The sequence below is a fragment of the Christensenella minuta genome, assembly GCF_003628755.1.
Classification (GTDB): domain Bacteria; phylum Bacillota; class Clostridia; order Christensenellales; family Christensenellaceae; genus Christensenella; species Christensenella minuta.
Genome location: NZ_CP029256.1, coordinates 1596115 through 1617163, shown reverse-complemented (window position 1 = coordinate 1617163; position 21049 = coordinate 1596115). Strand labels below are relative to the sequence as shown.

Genomic DNA, 21049 nt, shown 5'->3' with positions numbered 1-21049 from the left:
ATTATAGCGGCGCCCGCTGCCGTGCTGGCCCACGGCCGGGGACTTGCCGTCGTGGGGCGCGGCTTTTAATGGGATTTGATTTCGGAACAGGAGGAAATGCGTGGTGAAAGAGATTACGAGCCATTCCAATGAGTACGTCAAGATGCTGAAGTCCCTGAAACGCAAAAAATCGCGGGATGAGCAGGGGTTGTATATCGTCGAAGGCATGAAAACCATCGAAGAGGCGATTTCCTCCGGACAGGAGATCGAGTGCATCGTCAGTTCGGATAAAAACAGCGCTGTTATGCGGTTTGCGAAGCAGCATAATGCCAAAATAATAGCTGTACCATATGAAATAGTACAGCAAATTGCGGATACAAAATCGCCGCCGAAAGAGCTTGCCTGCCTCAAAAAGCAGGAGAACCTGCCCGATTTCAGTGGAAAGTTCTATGTGGCGATGGACGATGTGAACGACCCTAAAAATCTGGGTACGATTATCCGCACAGCGGATGCGGCGGGCGCGGACGGTGTATTCATCTCGGAAACCAGCGCGGATTTCTATGGCCCCAAGGCGCAGCGTGCGGCCATGGGCAGCACCTTTCATGTGCCCATCGAAGTTTGCGGCCTGAAAAAGCGTCTCGCGGAGCTCAAAGACGAGGGGGTCCTGGTCGTCTCGGGTTCGCTCCAGGGCGGTGATGCGCTTCCCAAAGATATTACGGCGGCCTGCGTGGTCGTGGGCAATGAAGCGCGCGGGATATCGGACGAGGTGGCCGTTTTAAGCGACGTACTCTACAAAATCCGCATTTACGGTCAGGCGGAAAGCTTGAACGCAAGCGTCGCGGCAGGTATAATGATGTATGACGTGCGTCGTGCACTGAAAGGATAAATCATTCAATTTATATAGTATTCTGAATTTGAGAGGAAACAAACATGGAATGTGAGCAAATCGTAGCAAAAGCGCAGGACGAGACGGCTTCGGCGCAGTCGAGCGCACAGCTTGACGGCATTCGCGTGAAGTATCTCGGTAAAAAAGGCGAGATCACGATGCTGATGAAGCAAATGGGCACGCTCCCAAAGGAAGAGCGTCCGGCGTTCGGGCAGGCGGTCAACGTGGCAAGGAAGGCCGTAGAAGAATCGCTGGCGCAGGCAATGGAGAAAATTTCTAAAGAAGAGAGCGCGGAAAAGCTGGCGGCGGAGCGTGTGGATATTACGCTGCCCGGCAGAAAGCAGGCGCTTGGCGCTCTTCATCCGCTGACGCAGGTGTACCGCGAGGTGCGGGATATCTTCCTCAGTATGGGCTTTGACGTAAACGAGGGACCGGAGGTAGAGCTTGACGAATATAATTTCGAGCTGCTGAATATCCCCAAAAACCATCCTGCCCGCGATATGCAGGATACGTTTTATGTCAGTGAGGACGTGGTGCTGCGAACGCACACTTCCCCGGTACAGGTACGCACGATGCTTTCTCAAAAGCCGCCGATCCGCATGGTGTGCCCAGGCCGCGTATTCCGGACGGACGATGTAGATGCGACGCACTCGCCTGTTTTTATGCAGATGGAAGGGCTCGTTGTAGATAAAAATATCCGTTTTTCCGATCTTAAGGGGACGATCAACACATTTATCCGCAATTTCTATGGCGAGCATGTGAAGACAAAATTCCGGCCCGGCTTTTTCCCCTTCACCGAGCCGTCCGCAGAGGTGGACGTAACGTGTACGGTGTGCGGCGGCAAGGGCTGCGGCGCGTGCAAGGGCGCGGGAATGATCGAGGTTCTGGGATGCGGGCTTGTGAATCCGGTCGTCCTTGAAAACTGCGGCCTCGATGCAAATGAATATTCGGGATTTGCCTTTGGGCTCGGGATTGACCGCCTGGCAAATACAAAGTATGGCATTACGGATATCCGCCTGTTGTACGAAAATGACGCGCGGTTTTTAGGGCAGTTTGTTTAAGTGTAGGGAATCGATTTGAGACGATATGGAACGCACGGACTGCTTCCGTATCGAGACCCATAGAAAGAGGATTAGGTATATGTTAGCACCATATAGATGGATCTGCGATTACGCAGACGTAAAATCAGACCCGTATACATTGGCGGATAAAATGGTTATGACCGGAAACGGCGTGGAAGAGGTTGTCGAGCTTGGCGGGAATATCCGGAACGTGGTAGTTGGCAGGATCGAAAAGATCACCAAGCACCCGGATGCGGATAAGCTACAGATTTGCATGATCGACGTGGGAGACGAAGATCTCCTGCAAATCGTTACGGGCGCGGATAATGTGTTCGAAGGCGCCTGCGTCCCGGTTGCAAAAGCGCCGGCCATGCTTCCCGCGGGGCCGATCAAGAAGGGCAGGCTGCGGGGCGTGGAATCGTTTGGGATGCTGTGTTCGGGCGGGGAGTTGAATTTAAAGGAAGAGGACTACCCGGGCGCAGGCGTGAACGGTATCATGATCCTCGCAGGAGAGCCGGCGGTGGGGATGGATATCCGCGAGCTGCTGCACCTATCGGGGACGGTCATTGATTTTGAAGTCGGCGCGAACCGGCCCGACTGCCTTTCGATGATCGGCACGGCGCGCGAGGCGTCCGCCGCCGACCAGGTGGCGTTCCGCCTGCCGGAAGTGAAATACGAAGAACACGAAACCAAAACAGAGGAACTGGTCAGTGTCAAGATCAAGGCGCCGGACCTGTGTACGCGCTACATTGCGGCGGCAGTAACGGACGTTAAGATCGAACCTTCCCCCGAGTGGATCAAGCTGCGCCTGCGCGAAGCGGGCATACGTCCGATCAACAATATCGTGGATATCACAAACTTTGTCATGCTCGAAACGGGACAACCGATGCACGCGTTCGACGCCTCCAAAATCCGCGGCGGCGAGATCATCGTCCGCCGTGCGGAGAATGGCGAAAAAATGAAGACGCTCGACGATAAAGAGCGCACCTTTACGGAAAATATGCTGCTCATTTGCGATCAGGAAGGACCGATCGGCGTTGCGGGCGTGATGGGCGGCCTCGATTCGGAAATTACGGACGAGACGAAAACGGTCGTATTTGAATCCGCCAAATTCATGTATGGAAATATCCGCCAGACCTCGCGCGGCCTGGGCCTTTCTACGGAAAGCTCCATGCGCTTTTCCAAGGGAGTGGATGCGGTCACGACGATGTTTGCCATGCAGCGTGCGCTCACGCTTGTAAGTGAGCTTGGGGCGGGCAAAGTGGCAAACGGCATGATCGACGTGCTGAATGAGGACCTCAAGCAGAAGGTAATCAAGGTCAACGCGGCGCGTATCAATGCAAAGCTTGGAACGGATATTCCGGCAAAGGAAATGCAGCAGTACTTGAACCGCGTGTTTATCCAGACGGGCATCATTGGCGACGAGCTGGTATGCACCATTCCCGCGTTCCGCAGCGATATCTATGGTACGGCCGATATTGCCGAAGAGGTGGCGCGCATTTACGGCTACGACAATATCCCGGAGACAGATGCGCTGACCAGCCTGCGCCGCGGGAGAGTATCGGAGTTCGAGGCAAAGACAGATGTCCTGAAGGACTACCTGAAGGACATGGGCTTCCTTGAATGTGTGACCTATTCGTTCACCGGCCCGCAGGATTATGCAAAGATCGGCGCAGATGTGCCGGAAAGCGTAAAGATTATCAATCCGCTGGGGGACGATTCCTCGCTTATGCGCACCACGCTTGTGCCGCACATGCTCTCGGCCGTAGCACTGAACCAGAACCGGAAGAACGAAAACGTGCAGCTCTTCGAGGTATCGCGCGGTTATTTCCCGCAGGAAGGGGAGCCGCTTCCGCACGAAGTGCCGATGATCGTGCTGGCACAGACGGGAAGCAAGGATTTCTTTGACATGAAGGGCATCCTCGAAAATATCGTAAGATTAACGGCGGGTGCGGAGATCCGCTGTGGGCGGGCGGACGAACCATGGCTGCACCCGGGCATCTCGGCCGATATTTTTGTGGGGGCAGAAAAAATCGGCGTGATGGGCAGCGTGCATCCGGATACCATGAAGGTGTTCGGCATGCCGGAACGCGCGGTGATTGCGCAGGTCGATCTGGAAAAACTGTATGCGCTGGCAAAGCCGGAAACGAAATTCAAAGCGCTGCCCAAATTCCCGGCGGCAACGCGCGACCTTGCCGTCATCGTGGATACGGATATCGGCGCGGGCGACCTTATGGCGGCGATGAAGGAAGCGGGCGGCAAGCGTGTGGAAAAGGTAGAGCTGTTCGATGTGTTCAGCGGAGCGCAGACCGGTGCGGGCAAAAAGAGCGTAGCCTATGCCATTACGATGCGCAGCCCGGAGGGAACGATGCGCGACGAGGAAGTGGATGCGGTCATGAAAAAGATACTGAAAGTGCTGGAGAAGGATTTTGGCGCGCAGCTTCGCCAATAATGCGGCTTGTGCAAAAACAGGGCATGTTGTATAATTATAATATATCTCTCCGGAGAGAAGATTGCCGGGAAGGTAATGGGAGACCCGGTGAGATTGGGCAGGCCACGGTGGATCAGCGGTTTTTCCGCCGGAAGCGCATTTTGCCGAAGGCGGGGCGCTATTGTGATAATCCCGAAGCGCCGCAGGGCGCATTACGTTAAGGGGGCAGGGCATGGAAAAAACAAAAACAGTCGTCAGTATTGGTGGCAAAGAATACACCATTTGCGGGACGGACAGTGCGGAATATATCCACCGGGTTGCGCTTCATGTCAATAAGAAGCTGACTGAGCTCAAAAAGGCCAACCCCGACCTCAATAATATTCAGCTTGCAATGCTTACCTCCCTTAATATCGCGGACGAGTATATGAAAACAAGCGACGAACTCGCGGCGGCGAAAAAGGAGCTCGAGCGGACGCAAAAAGAGGTCGAGAGGCTTGAAAAGGGCGCGGGGACAACAAACCGTACTACTCCATTCAACAAACGGTAAACGGACTTTAAGCGGGAGCGGAGTGTTCCCGCTTTTTTGTGCTTTCAAAAGGAAAAGTGTGATATAATATCTCTGTTATGGCAAATGAAATGAACTTACCGAAATCGTTGGAATTTGATCGGATACTGGAACGCCTTGCGGAAAAGACGGTATCCGCGCCGGGAACGGAAGCGGCAAAAAAGGTTTTGCCGGAATGCACGCGGGAGGCGGCCAGGCTCTCCATGGAAAAGACCATGGAAGCGGAAACGCTGCTCAACAAGCGCCCGGGCTATCCCGTTCGCGCCTTCTCGAATATCGAGGCGGAGCTCAAACGGCTGAAAACGGGGGCGTCCCTTTCGTGCGGCGAGCTGCTGCGCGTGGCGGGGGTGTTCCGCGCCGCTAAAACAGCCGGTCCCCTTGCGAAGCCCGCCAAGGATGAAAATGCAAAGCTGATTCCCGAAATGGCGCGCGCCCTTACCTATGACGGCGTGGCCTTAAAGCGGATATCGGACTGTATCTTGTCGGAGGATGAAGTCGCGGACGACGCTTCGCCGGAGCTTGCCCGCATCCGCCGGGCGATGCGCAAGGAGAACGAATCGATCCGTGAAAAGCTGCAATCGATGATCCGCTCGCAGAGCGAGTCCAAATATTTGCAGGATACGATCGTCACGCAAAGGAACGGGCGGTTTGTGGTGCCCGTAAAAGCGGAATATAAGGGCAGCGTCCCCGGCATTGTCCATGAGAAAAGCGCGTCAGGCGCAACGCTCTTTGTGGAGCCGGCATGCGTCGTCGAATCGAACAACCGTATCCGCGAACTGGAGGGCGAAGAAGCCCGCGAGGTCTCGCGTATCCTTGCGGAACTCACATCTATGCTGTATCCATACCAAAAGGAGCTGCGGGAGGATATTGAAATACTGACGGAGCTTGACGTGCTCTTTGCCAAAGCGGCGCTTGGGCTTGAAATGAAAGCGGTCCCCGTCACATTTACGGAAAAGGGAACGCTTGAGTTAAGCGAAGGACGGCACCCGCTGATTGATCCGAAAAAAGTGGTCCCTGTTTCCCTGCATATGAAAAACGGGGTGCATGCACTGGTGGTCACCGGTCCAAATACGGGGGGGAAAACGGTTACGCTGAAGCTTGTCGGCCTGTTTGCGGCAATGGCGCAGTCCGGCTTCTTCCTGCCGGCAAAGCCGCCGGTGCGGATGCCGGTCTTCGATGGGATTTTTGCGGATATTGGGGACGAGCAAAGCATTGAACAATCGCTCTCGACCTTCTCCGCGCATATGAAAAGTATCATTTTTGCCTTGAAGCATGCGCACGGGGATTCCCTTGTGCTTCTGGACGAGCTTGGCGCGGGCACGGATCCGCAGGAGGGAAGCGCGCTTGCACAGGCCATCCTTGCGGAACTCGACAGCAAGGGATGCACTGTAATCGCGACGACGCATATCGGCGAACTGAAGGTGTTCGCCGGGGAGCGCGAGGGTTTTGAAAACGCCAGTATGGAATTTGACGCGGCCACCCTTACGCCGACCTATCGTCTGCTGATGGGTGTGGCCGGGCGTTCCAACGCATTGTCTATTTCACAGAAGCTGGGGCTTCCAAAGCATGTCCTGCAAAGCGCGCGGCAGTATATGGACGAAGAGCATGTGGAATACAGCCGCCTGATCGAAAATGCAGAGAAGGCGCAGTCACGCGCAGACCGGATGATGAATCAGGCCTACCAGGCGCTCGAGGAAGCGAAAAAGCAGCGCCGCCGTGCCGAGGAAGAAGCACAGCGTCTGAACGAAAAGCGTAAAAAAATGCTGGAACAGGCAAATGAAAAAGCGCTCGAGATCATAAGCGGTGCGAAAGACACGGCGGAAGAGGTCATCAAGGAGACGCGGAAGCTGAAAAAACAAGACGAGTCGCAGCGGACGAAAACAGTCCAGAAGGTACGCGAAAAGCTCGACCATAAAAAGCAATCTATTGAAAAACATAAGAAGCTGCAAAAGAAGGTTAAAACATTACGGCCCGAAGATATCCATGCGGGCGATACGGTGACGATCGTTTCCATGGACGCGCCCGCGACAGTCCAGGAGCCGCCGAACGGGAAAGGAATGGTGCGCCTCAAGGCAGGCATCATGACGGTGGAACTGCATTATACGGAGCTTGCGGCAGGAAAGGAACCGGAAGCAAAGCGCGCCCGGGAGAACGTGCCGCATATTACCTTGAACCGCGGCAAGGCAGTACCGATGGAGCTTGACCTGCACGGACAGGCAGTGGACGACGCGTTGATCGTGCTGGATAAATATCTCGACGACGCGTTCCTTGCGGGATATGCCGAGGTGCGCATCGTGCACGGACGGGGAACGGGTACGCTACGAAACGGCGTCCAGCAGTATTTGCGCACGCATCCTCATGTTGCAAAGCAGCGGCTGGGAGAATACGGCGAGGGCGGAATCGGCGTCACGGTGGTAACGCTGAGGTGATCCTCATGCGCCGGGAACAGAGGCGGTATTGCCTGTAAAAGGAGATGTGAAATGATCGTAGTGAGCGCGTGTCTTGCGGGGAAAAAATGCAGGTACGACGGGAGCGCAAAGACGAACGGTGAAGTCATGCGGCTTGTGCGCGAGGGAAAAGCCGTATGCGCCTGTCCGGAGGCGATGGGCGGCCTCAAAATACCGCGCCCTCCGGCGGAAATACGCGGGGGCGACGGTTTTGACGTTTTATGCGGCAGAGCCGGTGTTTATAATAAAGAGGGAAAATGCGTTACACAGGAATTCCTGAACGGCGCGCGTAAATTTCTTGCATATGTCCGGAAAAACGGCGCAGATGAGGTGTGGCTCAAGTCTAAGAGTCCGTCGTGCGGGGCAGGGAGAATTTACGACGGAACGTTCGAGGGGGTCCTGCGCGAAGGCTGCGGCGTGACTTGCGCATTGCTCCTCAAAAGTGGTATAAAAGTAGTGGAGATTCATTCATGAAACGGGGAACCGTTTCGGATAAAAAGGAGAAAAACTGATGAAGCAGAACATTCTGGTCATAGATGACGATAAAAACATCCGCGAGGTTGTCAAACTGTATTTGCGCAAGGAGGGCTACGAGGTCACGGAAGCGGCGGACGGCGCGATCGGCGTCGACCTGTTTTTCGGTAAACAGTACGATCTTGTGATCCTCGACATCATGATGCCCGTGCAGGACGGAATCGAGACGATCAAGCAGATCAGGGCAAAATCGAATGTCCCGGTTATCATGCTTACGGCCAAAGGGGAAACGTTCGATAAGGTGCTTGCGCTCGAGCTCGGCGCGGACGACTACATCGTAAAACCCTTCGATCCGAAGGAGCTTGTCGCGCGCGTTAAGGCAGTCATCCGGCGCAGTACACAGGAAGATAAATCAGATATCCTCGAATATCCAAACCTCAAGATTGATATGCAGAATTACCAAGTGATTTACGAAGGCAGGGAGGTACAAATGCCTCCCAAGGAAATCGAGCTGCTGTATTTCCTCGCGTCCCGGCCCAATAAAGTATTCACGCGCGACCAGCTTTTAGAGCAGGTATGGGGCTTTGAATACTTCGGCGATTCCCGCACGGTGGACGTACACATCAAACGCCTGCGCGAGAAATTCAAAGACGACGAACCGTGGCAGATCAAAACGGTATGGGGCGTGGGATATAAATTCGAGGTATAATGCACGGGCGGCCAGATGAGGCTTTCCTGTATTTTGATCCTGCGTTCCCGGCAAAAGGTGCCTGCCCCGGGTATGCCCCGCGGAAGCGGGGAAGCGGAATTTACCGCGTTGGCTCCCCGTATGGCGCTATACGTGGGATTTATTTAATATTTATTTACACTTTTGTCATAAAAAATGAGTATAATAATCCCATAAGAAGCAAAGAGACGGGGAAAACGGATGATTAAAACCATTTTTGGTAAAATAATGCTGCTTTTCATGGCGATCATTATGATCGCCCTGCTTTTGTCCGGTCTCATGATGAGCCAGGTGGTCCGTAACGCCTACCTCGACGACAGTAAGCAGCAGATGACCGCCACCGCGGACGACGTGGAAAACCTGGTCAACCTCTACGCCAACGGGGCCTTGTCCTATTACCAGCTCAACGACCAGATCGCCGCCAAGGCAAAAGCGAACAACAACGCCATCTGGATCATCAACAGCGACCTCGCAGGGTGGCTGATGAAAGACCCCAGCGGACGCACCAGCGTCACGCAGAAAGAAATCCAAACCTATTACGACGATATGATCGCCGAATTGAATAAAGGAAATACCGTACGCAAAATCACTGAAGCGAATAATGTGTTCAACACACCCGTGCTCACCGTTGCCACGCCCGTCGTGAGCGACGGTCAGATCGTCGGTTATGTGTTTGTACATAAACAAATCTATGAGATGGAGCAGTCTCTCATGGCCATGTACCGCCAGATCGTGCTTGCGGCGGGGATATCTGCGGCGCTCGGTATCGTGCTGACCTATATTTTCTCCAAAAGCATGCTGCGGCCGCTTTCCGTCGTTACCCTCGGCGCACGCCAGCTCGCAAAAGGGGATTTCGACATTCATTTGCGGGTCAGTTCAAAGGATGAGATCGGACAGCTGGCCGATACGTTCAACAGCGTGGCGCGGGATCTCAAAAAATATGAGGCGTCGCGCGAAAGCCTGATTGCGAACGTGTCCCACGAGCTTAGAAGCCCGCTCACATCTATACAGGGACTGGTGCAGGCCGCGCTCGACGGTACGATCCCCAAGGATGAGATCGGCCATTACCTCGAAGTCGTGCTGGGTGAATCCAAACGCCTGAACCTGCTGATTACCGATATGCTCGACCTCGCCAAGATCGAGTCGGGGCAATTCCCCATGCAAGTGGAGCATGTAGACATCGGCGAACTCATACGCCGCGTGCTGGTCTCCTTTGAAAGCAAAATAAACGCGAAAGGCCTCGGAGTGGAGGCAGACCTTAAGGACGGCAAGGTCTATGTCCTCGCGGATATGAACCGCCTTACCCAAGTGCTGCATAACATTATGGAAAACGCTATCAAGTTTGCGCCGGAGGGCGGACGGCTGCGCGTGTCGAACGAGATGCACGGCGATTCCGTGTGGGTGAGCATCAACAATTCCGGCGACGCGATCCCGGAAGAGGACATCCCCTATATTTTTGACCGCTTCTACAAGATCGACAAATCCCATACGCGGGAAAAGGAGGGGACGGGCATCGGCCTTTCTATCGTCAAAAATATCCTCAAGGCACACGGCCAGAAGATATGGGTAACGTCGAACGCGCAGGACGGAACGACCTTCACGTTTACGCTCAAAAAAGCGGATTGATTTTGCCGATACGTAAAAGCCCGGAAGAAAAATTTTCTTCCGGGCTTTTCTGCCTTCGTTTATTTAGTCAGGGGAAGCTTCAGCTGGACGTCCGTACCTGCGCCTTCGGTGCTGTATACGCTGATTCCGTAACCCTTGCCGAAGGTCAGGCGGATGCGCGCGTTCACGTTCCGCAGGCCGATGGACGAGCCTTTCGTATGCGGCTTGATCTGTGTGTTTCCTTCCGAAAGGGTAGCGTTCAGCCTCCGCAGGCTTTCTTCGCTGATCCCAAGTCCGTCGTCTTGGATATCGATAATCAGTCTTGTCTCAGTGATGTATGCGCTGATGATAATCTGTCCCTGGCCGATCTTCATCTCGAGCCCGTGATAGATCGCGTTTTCCACGATCGGCTGGATAATCAGCTTGGGGACCATATAATCGAGGGCGTCTTCGTCGATACGGCTGATTTTTGTAAATTTGTTGTTGAAGCGAAGATGCTGGATATATAAATAATTATCCACATTGTCAAGCTCCTCTCTCAGCGTCACCAGCGTGTTATGGTTGCTGATACTGTAACGGAAGAGCTTGGAAAGCGAACGGGTCATCATCTCGATATCCTGCAGCCCATACTCGATTGCCTGCCCGCGGATCGCCTCCAGGGTATTATATAGGAAATGCGGGTTAATCTGGCTTTGGAGGGCGTCGAGCTCCGCCTGCTTTTTCATTAGCTGGGCGTTCGATTCGCGCAGGGTCAGGGCCTTCATGTTTTCAAACAAGGCGTGCAGGTCGGAAAAGATCGGGGAGAACAGGTCGCTTCTTTTGGCGGCGTCAAATGTAAAATCGGTTTCCCCTTCGATCACGCCGTGAAGGATGCGCTCCACCTTTGTGATCGGGTCGTACATTTTGCGCTTGATAATGAAAAGGATACAGATAAAAACAGCGACATAGGCAATACTGATCCACACCGCCGCTACCGTATCCATGCGGTAGGAAGGATACAAGTAATAAGCGGTCATACCGCTTGCAAGGGAATGGGTGAAGACGATGCTGTCTTCTTTCGCGTCCGGCCGCACGGCCTGTTTTTCCGGACCCGGCACAGTGGAAAAAATAACGTCCCCCGCCTGGTCCACGAGGACCAGGTGCCCGGAATAGTCGTTGAATCCGTCCTCCGGCGGAAGGCCTCCCCACACAAAGTCAAGCTCCTGAAAGGCAAGGTTGGCCTCGGCCCGGCCGAGGGCCAGCCGCTGGTTGTGCAGGAGTTCAGAGGAATAAAGCGTATATGCGACGGGCAGGGCGACGAAAATTGCGGCGCAGGCGGTCAGCAGGATGGTAAGTCCCGTCCCGATTTTGTGATTGTTCATTCTTAAAACAATTTTGTCTATGCGCTTTTTAAATGAAGTAAATAATTTCGGCATGTGCGCTCCTTAATTAGCAATGCAGCTTCCTGAATTCGGAAGGAGTCACCCCAACGATCTTCTTGAACAGCTTGCTGAAATATTTGATGTCGCTGTAACCGACCCGAGAAGCGATCTCGCTGATACGGCAGCGCGGATCGATCAGGTAACCCTTAGCCTTTTCGATACGTACGGCGGAGAGGTAGTCGCTGAAATTGACGCCCGTTTCCTTTTTGAACAATTCGCTGATATATTTGGGGTTGAGGTATACCTGTGAGGAAAGATCGCTTAGGCTGATGTCTTCGTTAAAATGTTCCCCGATATAATTTTTGAGGATCTCGATGGTGGATACTGTTTTGTTTTTTTGCGAATCGCACAGCTGGCGGCCCGCTTCAAGCAATTCCGTCAGGTATTGTTTCAATTGCCCGATCGAGTTCAGGGACTCTATTTTTTGCTTTGCCGCTTCCTGCGGCTGCATCCCGGCAAGAGACACACCGCAGCCCGCAAGGGCGGCATAGAGGGAGTCGATAAATTCGAGGGCGAAGCGGAAGAGCATGCCCGGGTTGTCCGTCAGTTTGTTTTTGTCGAACTTTTCAAAGATGAGCGCCGTCGCCTGCGGCGCGCTGTATTCGCAGGTATGGTTGAGGTAACGCAGGATCAGGTTTTTATAGCTCGGCGGGAACAATTCCTTGATTTCCGGGGATGCCGCCTGCCCGCCGAGGCTGATGATGCGGTCCGTTCCGAGGATCATCCGCGCCCGCACCGCGTCCTGCGCGGAGTGGAAGGATTCGGAAAGCCCGGAAAAGCAGCGCGCTGCGCCGCCCACGCCAAGCGTTACGCTGTAGCGCGAAATATCCGGGATATAGTTGCGGCATTGATGGAAGACCTCTTCCATCGTGACGCGGATCCTGCTTTCGTCCGCCGGAGAGAAATTGACGGCGCATACGGCGGAAAGATTGACCCGGATCACGCATACGTCAAAGCAGCATGGTTTTAAAAGACGGTAGCAATATTCCGTGATTGCCTGGAAAATGGCGGAACTTGCAGTGGGCGCGGCCCCGTTTTTTTCGTCCAGCATCATCTGGAATACCTGGAAACACCCCTCGCGGCAGGCAAGCCCCGATTCCCTGTTGAACTGTTCGAGAGAAAAATAAGCGGGCTGGGGGTTGACCATCAGGAAATTGTACATGAATTGCTCACGGAACTGCCGCTTGCTTTTTTTCAGCTCCTCGTGAAGGGAATTGGAATTCTCCGCCGCGCTGCCGAAAACACCGTCTTCCAGGCGCATAAGCAGGGAAGAAAGGTCCTCCGGTTCCACCGGTTTTAAAAGGTAACCGAGCACATTGAGGTCGATTGCGGTTTTGGCGTATTCAAAATCACTGTATCCGCTGATGATTACGAATTTGGTGCCTGGATTGATCTTCCCGGCCTCGCGTATCAGGCTCAGGCCGTCGATACCGGGCATACGGATGTCGGTAAACACGAGGTCCGGCTTTTCCGCGGCGATCACCTCGAGAGCCTCCGTTCCGCTGTATACCTGTCTTACAACTTCATAGCCGTAACTCCCCCAATCCACAATATTGCAAATCAGTTTGCATACCCAAACCTCGTCGTCCACAATGATTGTTTTTATCATTTATGTGCTCCTTTGCTTATTTTTGCATCAATTCGATGATCTTGCTCTGTTCCGCTTCGGGCTTTGAAAGCTCACCCTTGATCGCTCCTCCGCTCAGTACCAGGAAGCGGTCGCATATTCCGAGGCTTTCCTGCATGTTGGAGGATACGACGACGAATGTACAGCCCTCGGCTGCCATCCGCTTGATCCCTTCGCGGATTTCCTTTTTCGTTTCCAAATCGATCCCGTTGGTCGGCTCATAGAGAAGCATGATGCGCGGCTTTGCGGCCAGGCACTGGATAAACTGTATCTTCTGGCGCAGTCCGCTGCTCAGCCTGCCGGTCACGACGGAAAGCAGGGAAGGGGGGATGGAGAACGCCTCCAGCAGGCTTGCGGCATAATGCTTTTCGATGTGCGGTTTGATCCACCCCAGGCTGCTGACGCGCCTTGCCGCGGCAAGGGTAATGTTTTCCATTACGGTCAGACCGGGCAACAGGTGTGATTTTTCCTTCATCGAAGTAAAGTAAGAAATGCCCAGCCGTACGGCGTCTTTGGGAGAACGGATATGGACGGCCTCACCGTCGATCAGGATGGTTCCCCTGGTCCTGCGGACAAATCCGTAAAGCAGTTGGAGCAGCATGCTTTTGTTGGAATCCATTGGCCCCACGATGCCAAGGATCTCGCCGCGGTAAATATGAAAATTGATATCATGGAGGACGCGGCAGGAAAGGTCCCTGACCTCCATAATCACGTCGTCCCGGCGCGCGGGTTCGTATGCCTGCGTTCCTCCGCCTTTGCCTGCCATTACGGTCAAAAGGTCCCGGGGATTAAAATAAGGGCTCTGCCTGTCAAAAATCCCCGCGGCGATCCCGTCGCGCAGCACAAGGATCCTGTCGGCGACCTGCAGAGCGTCTCGGATGTTATCCGTAACATAGATGACGGAAGAGCCCTTTGCCTTCAGGTGGGCGATCACATTAAGGATTTTTTGGCCCAGAGAACCGGAATAAGGCAGGGGCGGTTCGTCAAAAATCAACAGGCGCGGCCCAAGATTCAAAACCGCCGCCAGCTCAACGAGCGATTTTTCAGAAGCGCACAGGTCCCCGGTCAGTGCATAGGGGCTTCGCGCAAGGCCGACAAGCCCCATCAGCGCTTTTGCCCGGGCGGCAATTTTACGGTGGTTGATCCAGCCCCGGGGCCGTGCGGGGATACATATATTTTCGGCGACCGTAAGGGAATCGGCGATCCGTCCGCAATGCTGCACGATATGAATGCCGAGGGCCTGCGCTTTTTCGAGCGAATAGTCGAAAAGAGGCTCTTCACGGAAAAAAAGCTCGCCCGTATCCTTTTGAAGGATCCCGCCGAGGATTCTCACGAGCGGCGTCTTTCCCGCGCCGTTCGCGCCGAGGATTGCGAGCGTTTCGCCTTCAAACACATTGAATGTAACATGGTCGAGGATCATATCCTGGTGAAAAAATTTGCATAAAAACTCAACGCGAAGCAATTCAGTTTTCAAGCGGAAGACCTCCTTCAAAAATTCTGCGGCAAGCGGGCATTCTATTAGACAAACCGGAAATACATATGGCTTTCAAAAAGACGCGAAAAGTAATGTTTTCTTCGTCCCATTATAACTGATATCCCCCGGGGAAAAGTAGGGGTCTAATTATGGATTCGGGGGGTCTGATTCCAGATGGAAGCCCGAAAGGGAGAAAAAATCCATCTCATTTATGGACCGAAGCTCCGTGGCCCCGCGGAAAAGTACGGGAGATATCCCCCCTTTTTCTGACCCGGCGCTCCTTTGTCCGTGTGCGGATACTTAGTATAATGCACTTAATCAAATTCCACAAATTAAAATTGCCGAAAACAAAATGAATAAAGAGGTGTAAATATGGCATATACGCATGAAGTTGAAATGACTGATATATGCAAAAGTTTTGGCGGGATCGCCGCCCTGGAGCATGTGGATTTCTGTGCGGACCGCGGAGAGGTGCATGCGCTGATGGGAGAAAACGGGGCGGGAAAATCGACCCTGATGAAAATACTCGCGGGCGCATATTCGCGTGACCACGGGGAAATCAGGATAGGCGGGGAAAAAAAGGAGATCAGCAGCACAAAGGACGGGCGCGATGCCGGGATTTCCGTTATCTATCAGGAATTCGCACTGGCGCCGCATCTAACTGTCGCGGAGAATATACTGATCGACAACCTGGGCGAAGGGAAACCGGTAATCGACTGGAACCAGCTGAACCGGCAGGCCCGGAAGATACTGGACTGGCTTGGCTTTGGGCATATCGACGTACGTGAAAAGGTCGAGAACCTTTCCGTTGCTTACCAGCAGGTGGTGGAGATCAGCAAAGCGCTCTCACGCAATTCCAGCGTGCTGGTGTTCGACGAACCGACGGCGGTGCTTGCGTCGAGCGAAGAAAAACAGCTCTTCAAGATCATCGAGACTTTAAAAGAACAGGGCGTCTGTATCATTTATATTTCCCACCGCCTCAGCGAGATTTTTGCGGTGTGCGACAAGATCACCGTCCTGAAGGACGGGAAAAACGTGGACACTGTGACCACCAAGGATATTACGGAGGAACAGCTGGTAAAAATGATGGTCGGCCGCGACCTCACCGAGATGTTCCCGCCAAGGAACGCCAGGATCGGCGGCGTTACGATGAAGGTGGAACATCTTTGCTGCGGGAAAAAAGTGCAGGACGTTTCCTTTGAAGTAAGGGAAGGGGAAGTCCTCGGAATCAACGGCCTCGTCGGCGCAGGGCGGACAGAAACGCTGCGTGCGGTGTTCGGAGCGGATAAGAAAGACTCCGGGAGCGTCATCCTCGGCGGAACGCCCGTCCAGATCACTTCGTCAAAAAAAGCGGTATCGCTCGGGATCGGGATGCTGCCCGAGGATAGGAAAAAGCACGGAGTGCTCATCAATCAGCCGATCCGCGTAAATATGACGCTTGCGAGCCTGAAAGAGCTGTCCGGGGCATTCGGATGGATCAACAAGAAAAAAGAAGACGAGGTGATCGACGATCTCGTCGATAAGCTCAGGATCAAGATCGGAAGTATTGAGAACGATGCTTCCAGCCTTTCGGGGGGCAACCAGCAAAAGGTGGCGCTCGCCAAGTGGCTCGGAAGCAACTGTAAGATATTGATTTTTGACGAACCCACCCGGGGCGTGGACGTAGGCGCCAAGGTCGAAATCTACCGGATCATCAACCAGCTGGCCGAGGAAGGCGCGAGCATCATCATGATCTCGTCGGAAATGCCCGAAATTATCGGGATGAGCGACCGGGTCCTCGTGATGAGGGAAGGAAAGGTCATGGGAGAGCTCAATAAAAATGAGATCAGCGAAGAAAATCTGATTAAACTGTCAATGGGGGTAGAAAATATATGAACACAACGGGCAATACGGAAATGATGCAAATCAAGAAGAAACTGACTGTGAAGGAATTCCTGATTAAGTATAACGCCATATTGATTTTGGCGGCGCTTATCATCATCTCGGCGATCCTGTCTCCGGTATTCCTGAGCACACAGAACATCTTTAACCTTCTCCGGCAAAATACGCCGATCATGCTGATTGCGATGGGAATGCTCCTCGTGGTCCTCACAGGCGGGATCGACTTGTCGGTCGGCTCTATTGCGGCCGTTGCAGGCATGATGATTTCCGTCAGTATCGTATCCTGGAACTGGACGACAGGCTTTGGAATCTTTATGGGAATTGCCCTGACGCTTGTCATCGGCCTCGCGCTTGGGGCGGTCAACGGCGCATTCATCGCTTTTTTGCGGATGCCGGCCTTTATCGTAACGCTGGCGATGATGACGATCGGCCGCGGCATCGCCTATCTGGTTACCAACGGGCAGCCGATCCGCTGGCCGGAGGGAACGGGCGCGCAGGCGCTGCTGGACTTCGGAAGCAAAGGCGTGGGCGTCGTTCCGTGGCCGGTCATTCTCGGCGCCGCGGTGCTGGCCGTGTTCTGGCTGCTTTCCAAATATACGGTGTTTGGACGGCTCGTGATCGCAACGGGCTCCAATCAGGATGCGGTCACCCTTGCGGGCATCAACGCCAAAAAATATAAATTTGCGGTCTATGCAATCAGCGGACTCATGTGCGCGCTCGCGGGCATTGTCATGACATGCCGCTCCGGGACGGGCACCCCAATCTCCGGAGAGGGCTATGAGCTTGACGCGATCGCGGCCTGCGTGATCGGCGGCGCGAGCCTCTCGGGCGGACGCGGCTCCGTGGGCGGAACGATCATCGGTGTGCTGATTCTCGCGCTCATCACGAACATCATGAACCTCTTAAGCGTTCCGGCCTATCCGCAGCAGATCGTGAAAGGGATCATCATCCTTGCCTCTGTATTCGTGCAGAGTGTCAGCACTAAAAATCAGGATTAAACATTTCTTTACGAAGAATAAAAATAAATGGAGGAAAAGAAATGAAAAAGAAAAAATGGTATTCTCTTCTGGCGGTTGTGGTGATAGCGCTGCTCCTGTTCACGGCGTGCACGCCGGCTGAAACAACGGCGACGGAATCGGCTTCCGCATCCACTGAAGCGCAAGCAAGCACGGAAGCAAGCGGCGAGGAATCGGCCCCCGCATCCGCTTCAACCGAGGCTGCGGCGGGCGAGGTGCATGAAATCTACCAGCTTATGCCTAAGCTTTCCCTCGCGGGCATCGTCAACCCGTATGTGGAAGACCGTGCGGATCTCGATAAGGCATGGCCCAAAGAGCCCGCGGCGGAAGGAACGCTCAAAATTGGCTGGACCGAAATTAACCAGTCCAGCGATTGGTTTATCGCAGTCAAGAACAGTGCGGAAGAAAAAGCAAAGGAATATGGCTATGAGCTCGAATTCCTGATCGCGGAAGACGATCCGCAGACGCAGAGCCAGCACATCGATACGTTTATTACGCAGGGCGTTGATATCATCGTTGTCGATCCGGTCAACTCCAGCGCTCCGGTAGCGGATATCAACCGCGCGGTGGAGGCTGGCATCCCGGTGCTCTGTGTCGGCGCGGTTCCGGAAAACTGCGCGGCTCTCACCACGCTTTGCTCCAATACGTTCATGAACGGCTACCTGACGGGGCAGTATATGGCGGAACAGTTCGCGGCGGACGAAGAGATCAGCGCAACGATGATCGTCGGCGTTATGGGAAGCTCCTGTACGGAAAGCCGCCTGTGCGGCGCGGTATCCGGTATTTTAAAGCAAAGGATGGAAGCAAAGGGAACGCCCTACGCTTCAGATGAAGATGCGTGGCTGGCCGGCTATAACCTGTTTGAAGAAATCAAATCGAACGGCAAAGGCGGCAGCGACGAAGCCGGCTTCCAGGTAACGGGCTACGGAACCGGCGACTGGACGATCGAAGGCGGCCTCGCGGCGGCAGAAGACCTTTGCACGGCAAACGCGGGTATGAACCTGATGATCTCTGAAAACGACTTTATGGCGGCAGGCGCCCTTAAAGCGCTTACTTCCGCAAATATGAAAGACCAGGTAAAGATCGGTTCGGTTGCGGACGGCACGCGCGAGGGCCTCGACCTTATCAAAAGCGGCGACCTTCTGTGCACAGGCCTCAATTCCGGCATCGAGCAGGGCGAATGGGCGATCGATTTTATCCACGCGATTTTCGAGGAAGGCAAAGACTGTTCCGACCTTCCGCTTGAATCCCTGTTTACCCCCGGCGTTATCAGTAAGGAAAATGTAGACGAAATGTATGACGAAAGCATCGGATTTTATAAGACGCAGGAATTCCAGTTTCCACAGTCCATCCCGGAGCTGAAAGCGGAGAATCAATAAAACCAAGACGGATTGTCGTCGGTCCGAAGGCTTCCCGAACAGCGGGGAGCCTTCGGATAAAAATGAGAGGGGATACAGAAAATGAGACAAGTAGTATTGACTGCGCCGAAACAGTTTGAAGTGCGGGAAGTGCCCGTGCCTGAAATCACGGAAACACAGGTGCTGATCCGGGTGCGCGCGGTCGGAATCTGCGGATCGGATATCCACGCATACTATGGCGAGCACCCATTCATCACGTGCCCGGTCGTGTTGGGACATGAGGCGACGGGCGAAGTCGTAAAAACAGGCAAAAAAGTTGAGAATATCCAGCCGGGCGACCGTGTGATCTACCGCCCGCAAAAAATTTGCGGCGAATGCAGCCTGTGCCGGGAAGGAAGGTACAATGTGTGCAAGAAGCTGGAAGTATGGGGCTGTCAGGATACCGGGGCAAGCTCGGAGTATTATGCGGTAGAAAAAGAGCTGGTCTATAAAATACCGGACCATACCGGATATGGCGAAGGTACCATCATAGAGCCGCTCGCGGTGGGCGTACATGCGGTAAAACGCGGGGTCAGCGGCGTGAAAGGAAAAAAGGTCTGGGTCATAGGGGCAGGGACCATCGGAAATGTGGTCGCGCAGAGTGCAAAAGGCCTTGGAGCCGCCGCCGTCATGGTTACGGATGTATCGGATTATAAGCTTGAAATGGCTAAGAAGTGCGGGCTCGACTATCCTGTGAACATTAAAAATGAAGATGCCGCGCAGGTGATGCGCGAGAAATTTGGCGAAGACGGGGCGGATGTGGTCTACGAATGCAGCGCGAACGAAAAGGCGCTTAACCAAGCCCTGGATATTGTGAGAAAAGGGATCAATATCGTCATCGTGGGTGTGTATGGGAACCGTGCGGCAGTCAATCTGGCGAACGTGCAGGATCGGGAATATTCCCTGGTCGGAACGCTGATGTATACAGAGGAAGACTACCTTGAGGCGATTGGGCTTGTACGCGGCGGGAAGGTGGACCTGAAGGCCCTTATCAGCAAAGAGTTCCCTCTGGAGCAAACAGCGGAGGCGTATCAATACATCGAAGAACATAAGGACGACGTACAGAAGGTAATCCTGAACGTAACGGCGCAGTAAGGAGAAGAGGAATGAAATTCGGTACATATTTCGCATATTGGGAACGGGAGTGGGACGCAGATTACGCATCCTACTGCGAAAAGGCGGCGGGGCTGGGGTTCGACGTCCTCGAGGTGGCGGCGGGGGGCCTTGCGCAGAGAACGGACGCAGAGCTTTTCGATATCAAACGTGCGGCGCAGGAAAACGGGGTCGAAATCACCGCCTGTATCGGCCTTCCGCCGCAGTATAACACCGCGTCGGCGGACGAGGGAGTCCGCCGGGCGGGGGTAGAGTATTTGAAGCGCATCATGGACGCGATGTACAAGGTGGATTCGCATATCTTAGGAGGGATCATCTATGCCTACTGGCCGTGCGATTACAATCAGCCGGTGGATAAGGAGCGCGCGCGGGAGGCTGCGGTGAGGAGCATGCGGGAGGCTGCGGATACGGCGGAGAGCCTTGACATCGTGCTGGCGATGGAAACGGTGAACCGCTTCGAGCAATACATCATCAACAGCGCGGAAGAGGCGGTGGAGTTCGTAAAAGAGATCGGGAAAGAGAATGCAAAGGTAATGCTGGACAGCTTCCATATGAACATCGAGGAAGACGGGCTCGGGGAGGCGATCCGCAGGACGGGGAACAGCCTGGGGCATTTCCACATTGGGGAAGGGAACCGTAAGGTGCCGGGGAAAGGGCACATGCCGTGGGCGGAAATGGGCGCGGCGCTGCGGGAGGCCGGGTACGATGGGGCGGTGGTGATGGAGCCGTTCGTGAAGATGGGCGGGACGGTAGGAAGCGATATCAAGGTATGGCGGGACCTGTCGGAAGGGGCGAGCGTGGAGCAGATGGACGAGGACATCCGGGAAGCGCTGCGGTTTGTAAAAAAACAGTTTGTGGAATGAGCGGGCGGCGCTTTCCTCCTACGAAAGACAACACGGCTCATAACACTCTCTCATCATAACACGGAAAATAGCTTTCCAGACA

Annotated in this window: 16 protein-coding genes; 13 read left to right on the top strand and 3 right to left on the bottom strand. The window is 54.2% G+C overall.

Going from position 1 to position 21049, the window contains the following annotated elements:
• The first annotated feature begins 103 nt into the window (after nucleotides 1–103).
• From B1H56_RS07660 to B1H56_RS07615, 8 genes are all read left to right on the top strand, one after another.
• Complete coding sequence (locus tag B1H56_RS07660) at nucleotides 104–865, top strand: TrmH family RNA methyltransferase (RefSeq protein ID WP_147554710.1); 762 nt, start codon at nucleotides 104–106, stop codon at nucleotides 863–865.
• Between the two features lie 44 nt (nucleotides 866–909).
• Nucleotides 910–1926, top strand: a complete 1017-nt coding sequence (gene pheS, locus B1H56_RS07655; protein WP_066521899.1) for a phenylalanine--tRNA ligase subunit alpha — start codon at nucleotides 910–912, stop codon at nucleotides 1924–1926.
• A 79-nt stretch (nucleotides 1927–2005) separates the two neighbouring features.
• Nucleotides 2006–4378 (top strand): phenylalanine--tRNA ligase subunit beta, encoded by a 2373-nt coding sequence (pheT, locus tag B1H56_RS07650; protein ID WP_066521900.1) that lies wholly within the window; start codon nucleotides 2006–2008, stop codon nucleotides 4376–4378.
• 211 nt (nucleotides 4379–4589) lie between these two features.
• Entirely contained in the window at nucleotides 4590–4904 is a 315-nt protein-coding gene (locus B1H56_RS07640) for a cell division protein ZapA (RefSeq protein ID WP_066521904.1), read from the top strand.
• A 77-nt stretch (nucleotides 4905–4981) separates the two neighbouring features.
• Nucleotides 4982–7351 (top strand): endonuclease MutS2, encoded by a 2370-nt coding sequence (locus B1H56_RS07635; protein WP_066521907.1) that lies wholly within the window; start codon nucleotides 4982–4984, stop codon nucleotides 7349–7351.
• A gap of 51 nt (nucleotides 7352–7402) precedes the next feature.
• Nucleotides 7403–7843: a 2-thiouracil desulfurase family protein gene (locus B1H56_RS07630; RefSeq protein WP_066521908.1), complete on the top strand. Its 441-nt coding sequence runs from the start codon at nucleotides 7403–7405 to the stop codon at nucleotides 7841–7843.
• Nucleotides 7844–7880: 37 nt separating this feature from the next.
• The gene (locus tag B1H56_RS07625; protein WP_066521910.1) at nucleotides 7881–8552 is read left to right on the top strand and encodes a response regulator; all 672 of its coding nucleotides are present in this window, start codon (nucleotides 7881–7883) and stop codon (nucleotides 8550–8552) included.
• Nucleotides 8553–8771: 219 nt separating this feature from the next.
• Nucleotides 8772–10196 (top strand): sensor histidine kinase, encoded by a 1425-nt coding sequence (locus tag B1H56_RS07615; protein WP_066521912.1) that lies wholly within the window; start codon nucleotides 8772–8774, stop codon nucleotides 10194–10196.
• 59 nt (nucleotides 10197–10255) lie between these two features.
• Here B1H56_RS07615 and B1H56_RS07610 read toward each other — a convergent pair whose 3' ends face one another.
• From B1H56_RS07610 to B1H56_RS07600, 3 genes are all read right to left on the bottom strand, one after another.
• Complete coding sequence (locus tag B1H56_RS07610; protein ID WP_162938974.1) at nucleotides 10256–11536, bottom strand: sensor histidine kinase; 1281 nt, start codon at nucleotides 11534–11536, stop codon at nucleotides 10256–10258.
• Between the two features lie 67 nt (nucleotides 11537–11603).
• The gene (locus B1H56_RS07605) at nucleotides 11604–13205 is read right to left on the bottom strand and encodes a response regulator transcription factor (protein WP_066521914.1); all 1602 of its coding nucleotides are present in this window, start codon (nucleotides 13203–13205) and stop codon (nucleotides 11604–11606) included.
• Between the two features lie 16 nt (nucleotides 13206–13221).
• Nucleotides 13222–14697: an ATP-binding cassette domain-containing protein gene (locus B1H56_RS07600; protein ID WP_066521916.1), complete on the bottom strand. Its 1476-nt coding sequence runs from the start codon at nucleotides 14695–14697 to the stop codon at nucleotides 13222–13224.
• Nucleotides 14698–15069: 372 nt separating this feature from the next.
• Between B1H56_RS07600 and B1H56_RS07595 the strand changes: the two genes are divergently transcribed.
• From B1H56_RS07595 to B1H56_RS07575, 5 genes are all read left to right on the top strand, one after another.
• Entirely contained in the window at nucleotides 15070–16572 is a 1503-nt protein-coding gene (locus B1H56_RS07595) for a sugar ABC transporter ATP-binding protein (RefSeq protein WP_066521918.1), read from the top strand.
• Nucleotides 16569–17576, top strand: coding sequence for an ABC transporter permease (locus B1H56_RS07590; protein ID WP_197502984.1), 1008 nt, complete (start codon nucleotides 16569–16571; stop codon nucleotides 17574–17576). The genes B1H56_RS07595 and B1H56_RS07590 overlap by 4 nt, the downstream gene beginning before the upstream one ends.
• A 41-nt stretch (nucleotides 17577–17617) precedes the next feature.
• Entirely contained in the window at nucleotides 17618–18973 is a 1356-nt protein-coding gene (locus B1H56_RS07585) for a sugar ABC transporter substrate-binding protein (RefSeq protein WP_066740038.1), read from the top strand.
• An 81-nt stretch (nucleotides 18974–19054) separates the two neighbouring features.
• Nucleotides 19055–20086 carry a zinc-dependent alcohol dehydrogenase gene (locus B1H56_RS07580; protein WP_066521921.1) on the top strand — a complete coding sequence of 344 codons (1032 nt, stop codon included), beginning with the start codon at nucleotides 19055–19057 and terminating at the stop codon, nucleotides 20084–20086.
• An 11-nt stretch (nucleotides 20087–20097) separates the two neighbouring features.
• Nucleotides 20098–20967, top strand: coding sequence for a D-psicose 3-epimerase (locus tag B1H56_RS07575; protein ID WP_066523786.1), 870 nt, complete (start codon nucleotides 20098–20100; stop codon nucleotides 20965–20967).
• Nucleotides 20968–21049 lie beyond the last annotated feature (82 nt).

Bases quoted from the DNA above. Each gene is read 5' to 3' on its own strand.
- pheS (WP_066521899.1), top strand. From the start codon at position 910: ATGGAATGTGAGCAAATCGTAGCAAAAGCGCAGGACGAGACGGCTTCG.
- B1H56_RS07595 (WP_066521918.1), top strand. From the start codon at position 15,070: ATGGCATATACGCATGAAGTTGAAATGACTGATATATGCAAAAGTTTT.
- B1H56_RS07585 (WP_066740038.1), top strand. From the start codon at position 17,618: ATGAAAAAGAAAAAATGGTATTCTCTTCTGGCGGTTGTGGTGATAGCG.
- B1H56_RS07625 (WP_066521910.1), top strand. From the start codon at position 7,881: ATGAAGCAGAACATTCTGGTCATAGATGACGATAAAAACATCCGCGAG.
- B1H56_RS07615 (WP_066521912.1), top strand. From the start codon at position 8,772: ATGATTAAAACCATTTTTGGTAAAATAATGCTGCTTTTCATGGCGATC.
- B1H56_RS07635 (WP_066521907.1), top strand. From the start codon at position 4,982: ATGGCAAATGAAATGAACTTACCGAAATCGTTGGAATTTGATCGGATA.
- B1H56_RS07640 (WP_066521904.1), top strand. From the start codon at position 4,590: ATGGAAAAAACAAAAACAGTCGTCAGTATTGGTGGCAAAGAATACACC.
- B1H56_RS07610 (WP_162938974.1), bottom strand. From the start codon at position 11,536: ATGAACAATCACAAAATCGGGACGGGACTTACCATCCTGCTGACCGCC.
- B1H56_RS07575 (WP_066523786.1), top strand. From the start codon at position 20,098: ATGAAATTCGGTACATATTTCGCATATTGGGAACGGGAGTGGGACGCA.
- B1H56_RS07605 (WP_066521914.1), bottom strand. From the start codon at position 13,205: ATGATAAAAACAATCATTGTGGACGACGAGGTTTGGGTATGCAAACTG.
- B1H56_RS07580 (WP_066521921.1), top strand. From the start codon at position 19,055: ATGAGACAAGTAGTATTGACTGCGCCGAAACAGTTTGAAGTGCGGGAA.
- B1H56_RS07630 (WP_066521908.1), top strand. From the start codon at position 7,403: ATGATCGTAGTGAGCGCGTGTCTTGCGGGGAAAAAATGCAGGTACGAC.
- pheT (WP_066521900.1), top strand. From the start codon at position 2,006: ATGTTAGCACCATATAGATGGATCTGCGATTACGCAGACGTAAAATCA.
- B1H56_RS07590 (WP_197502984.1), top strand. From the start codon at position 16,569: ATGAACACAACGGGCAATACGGAAATGATGCAAATCAAGAAGAAACTG.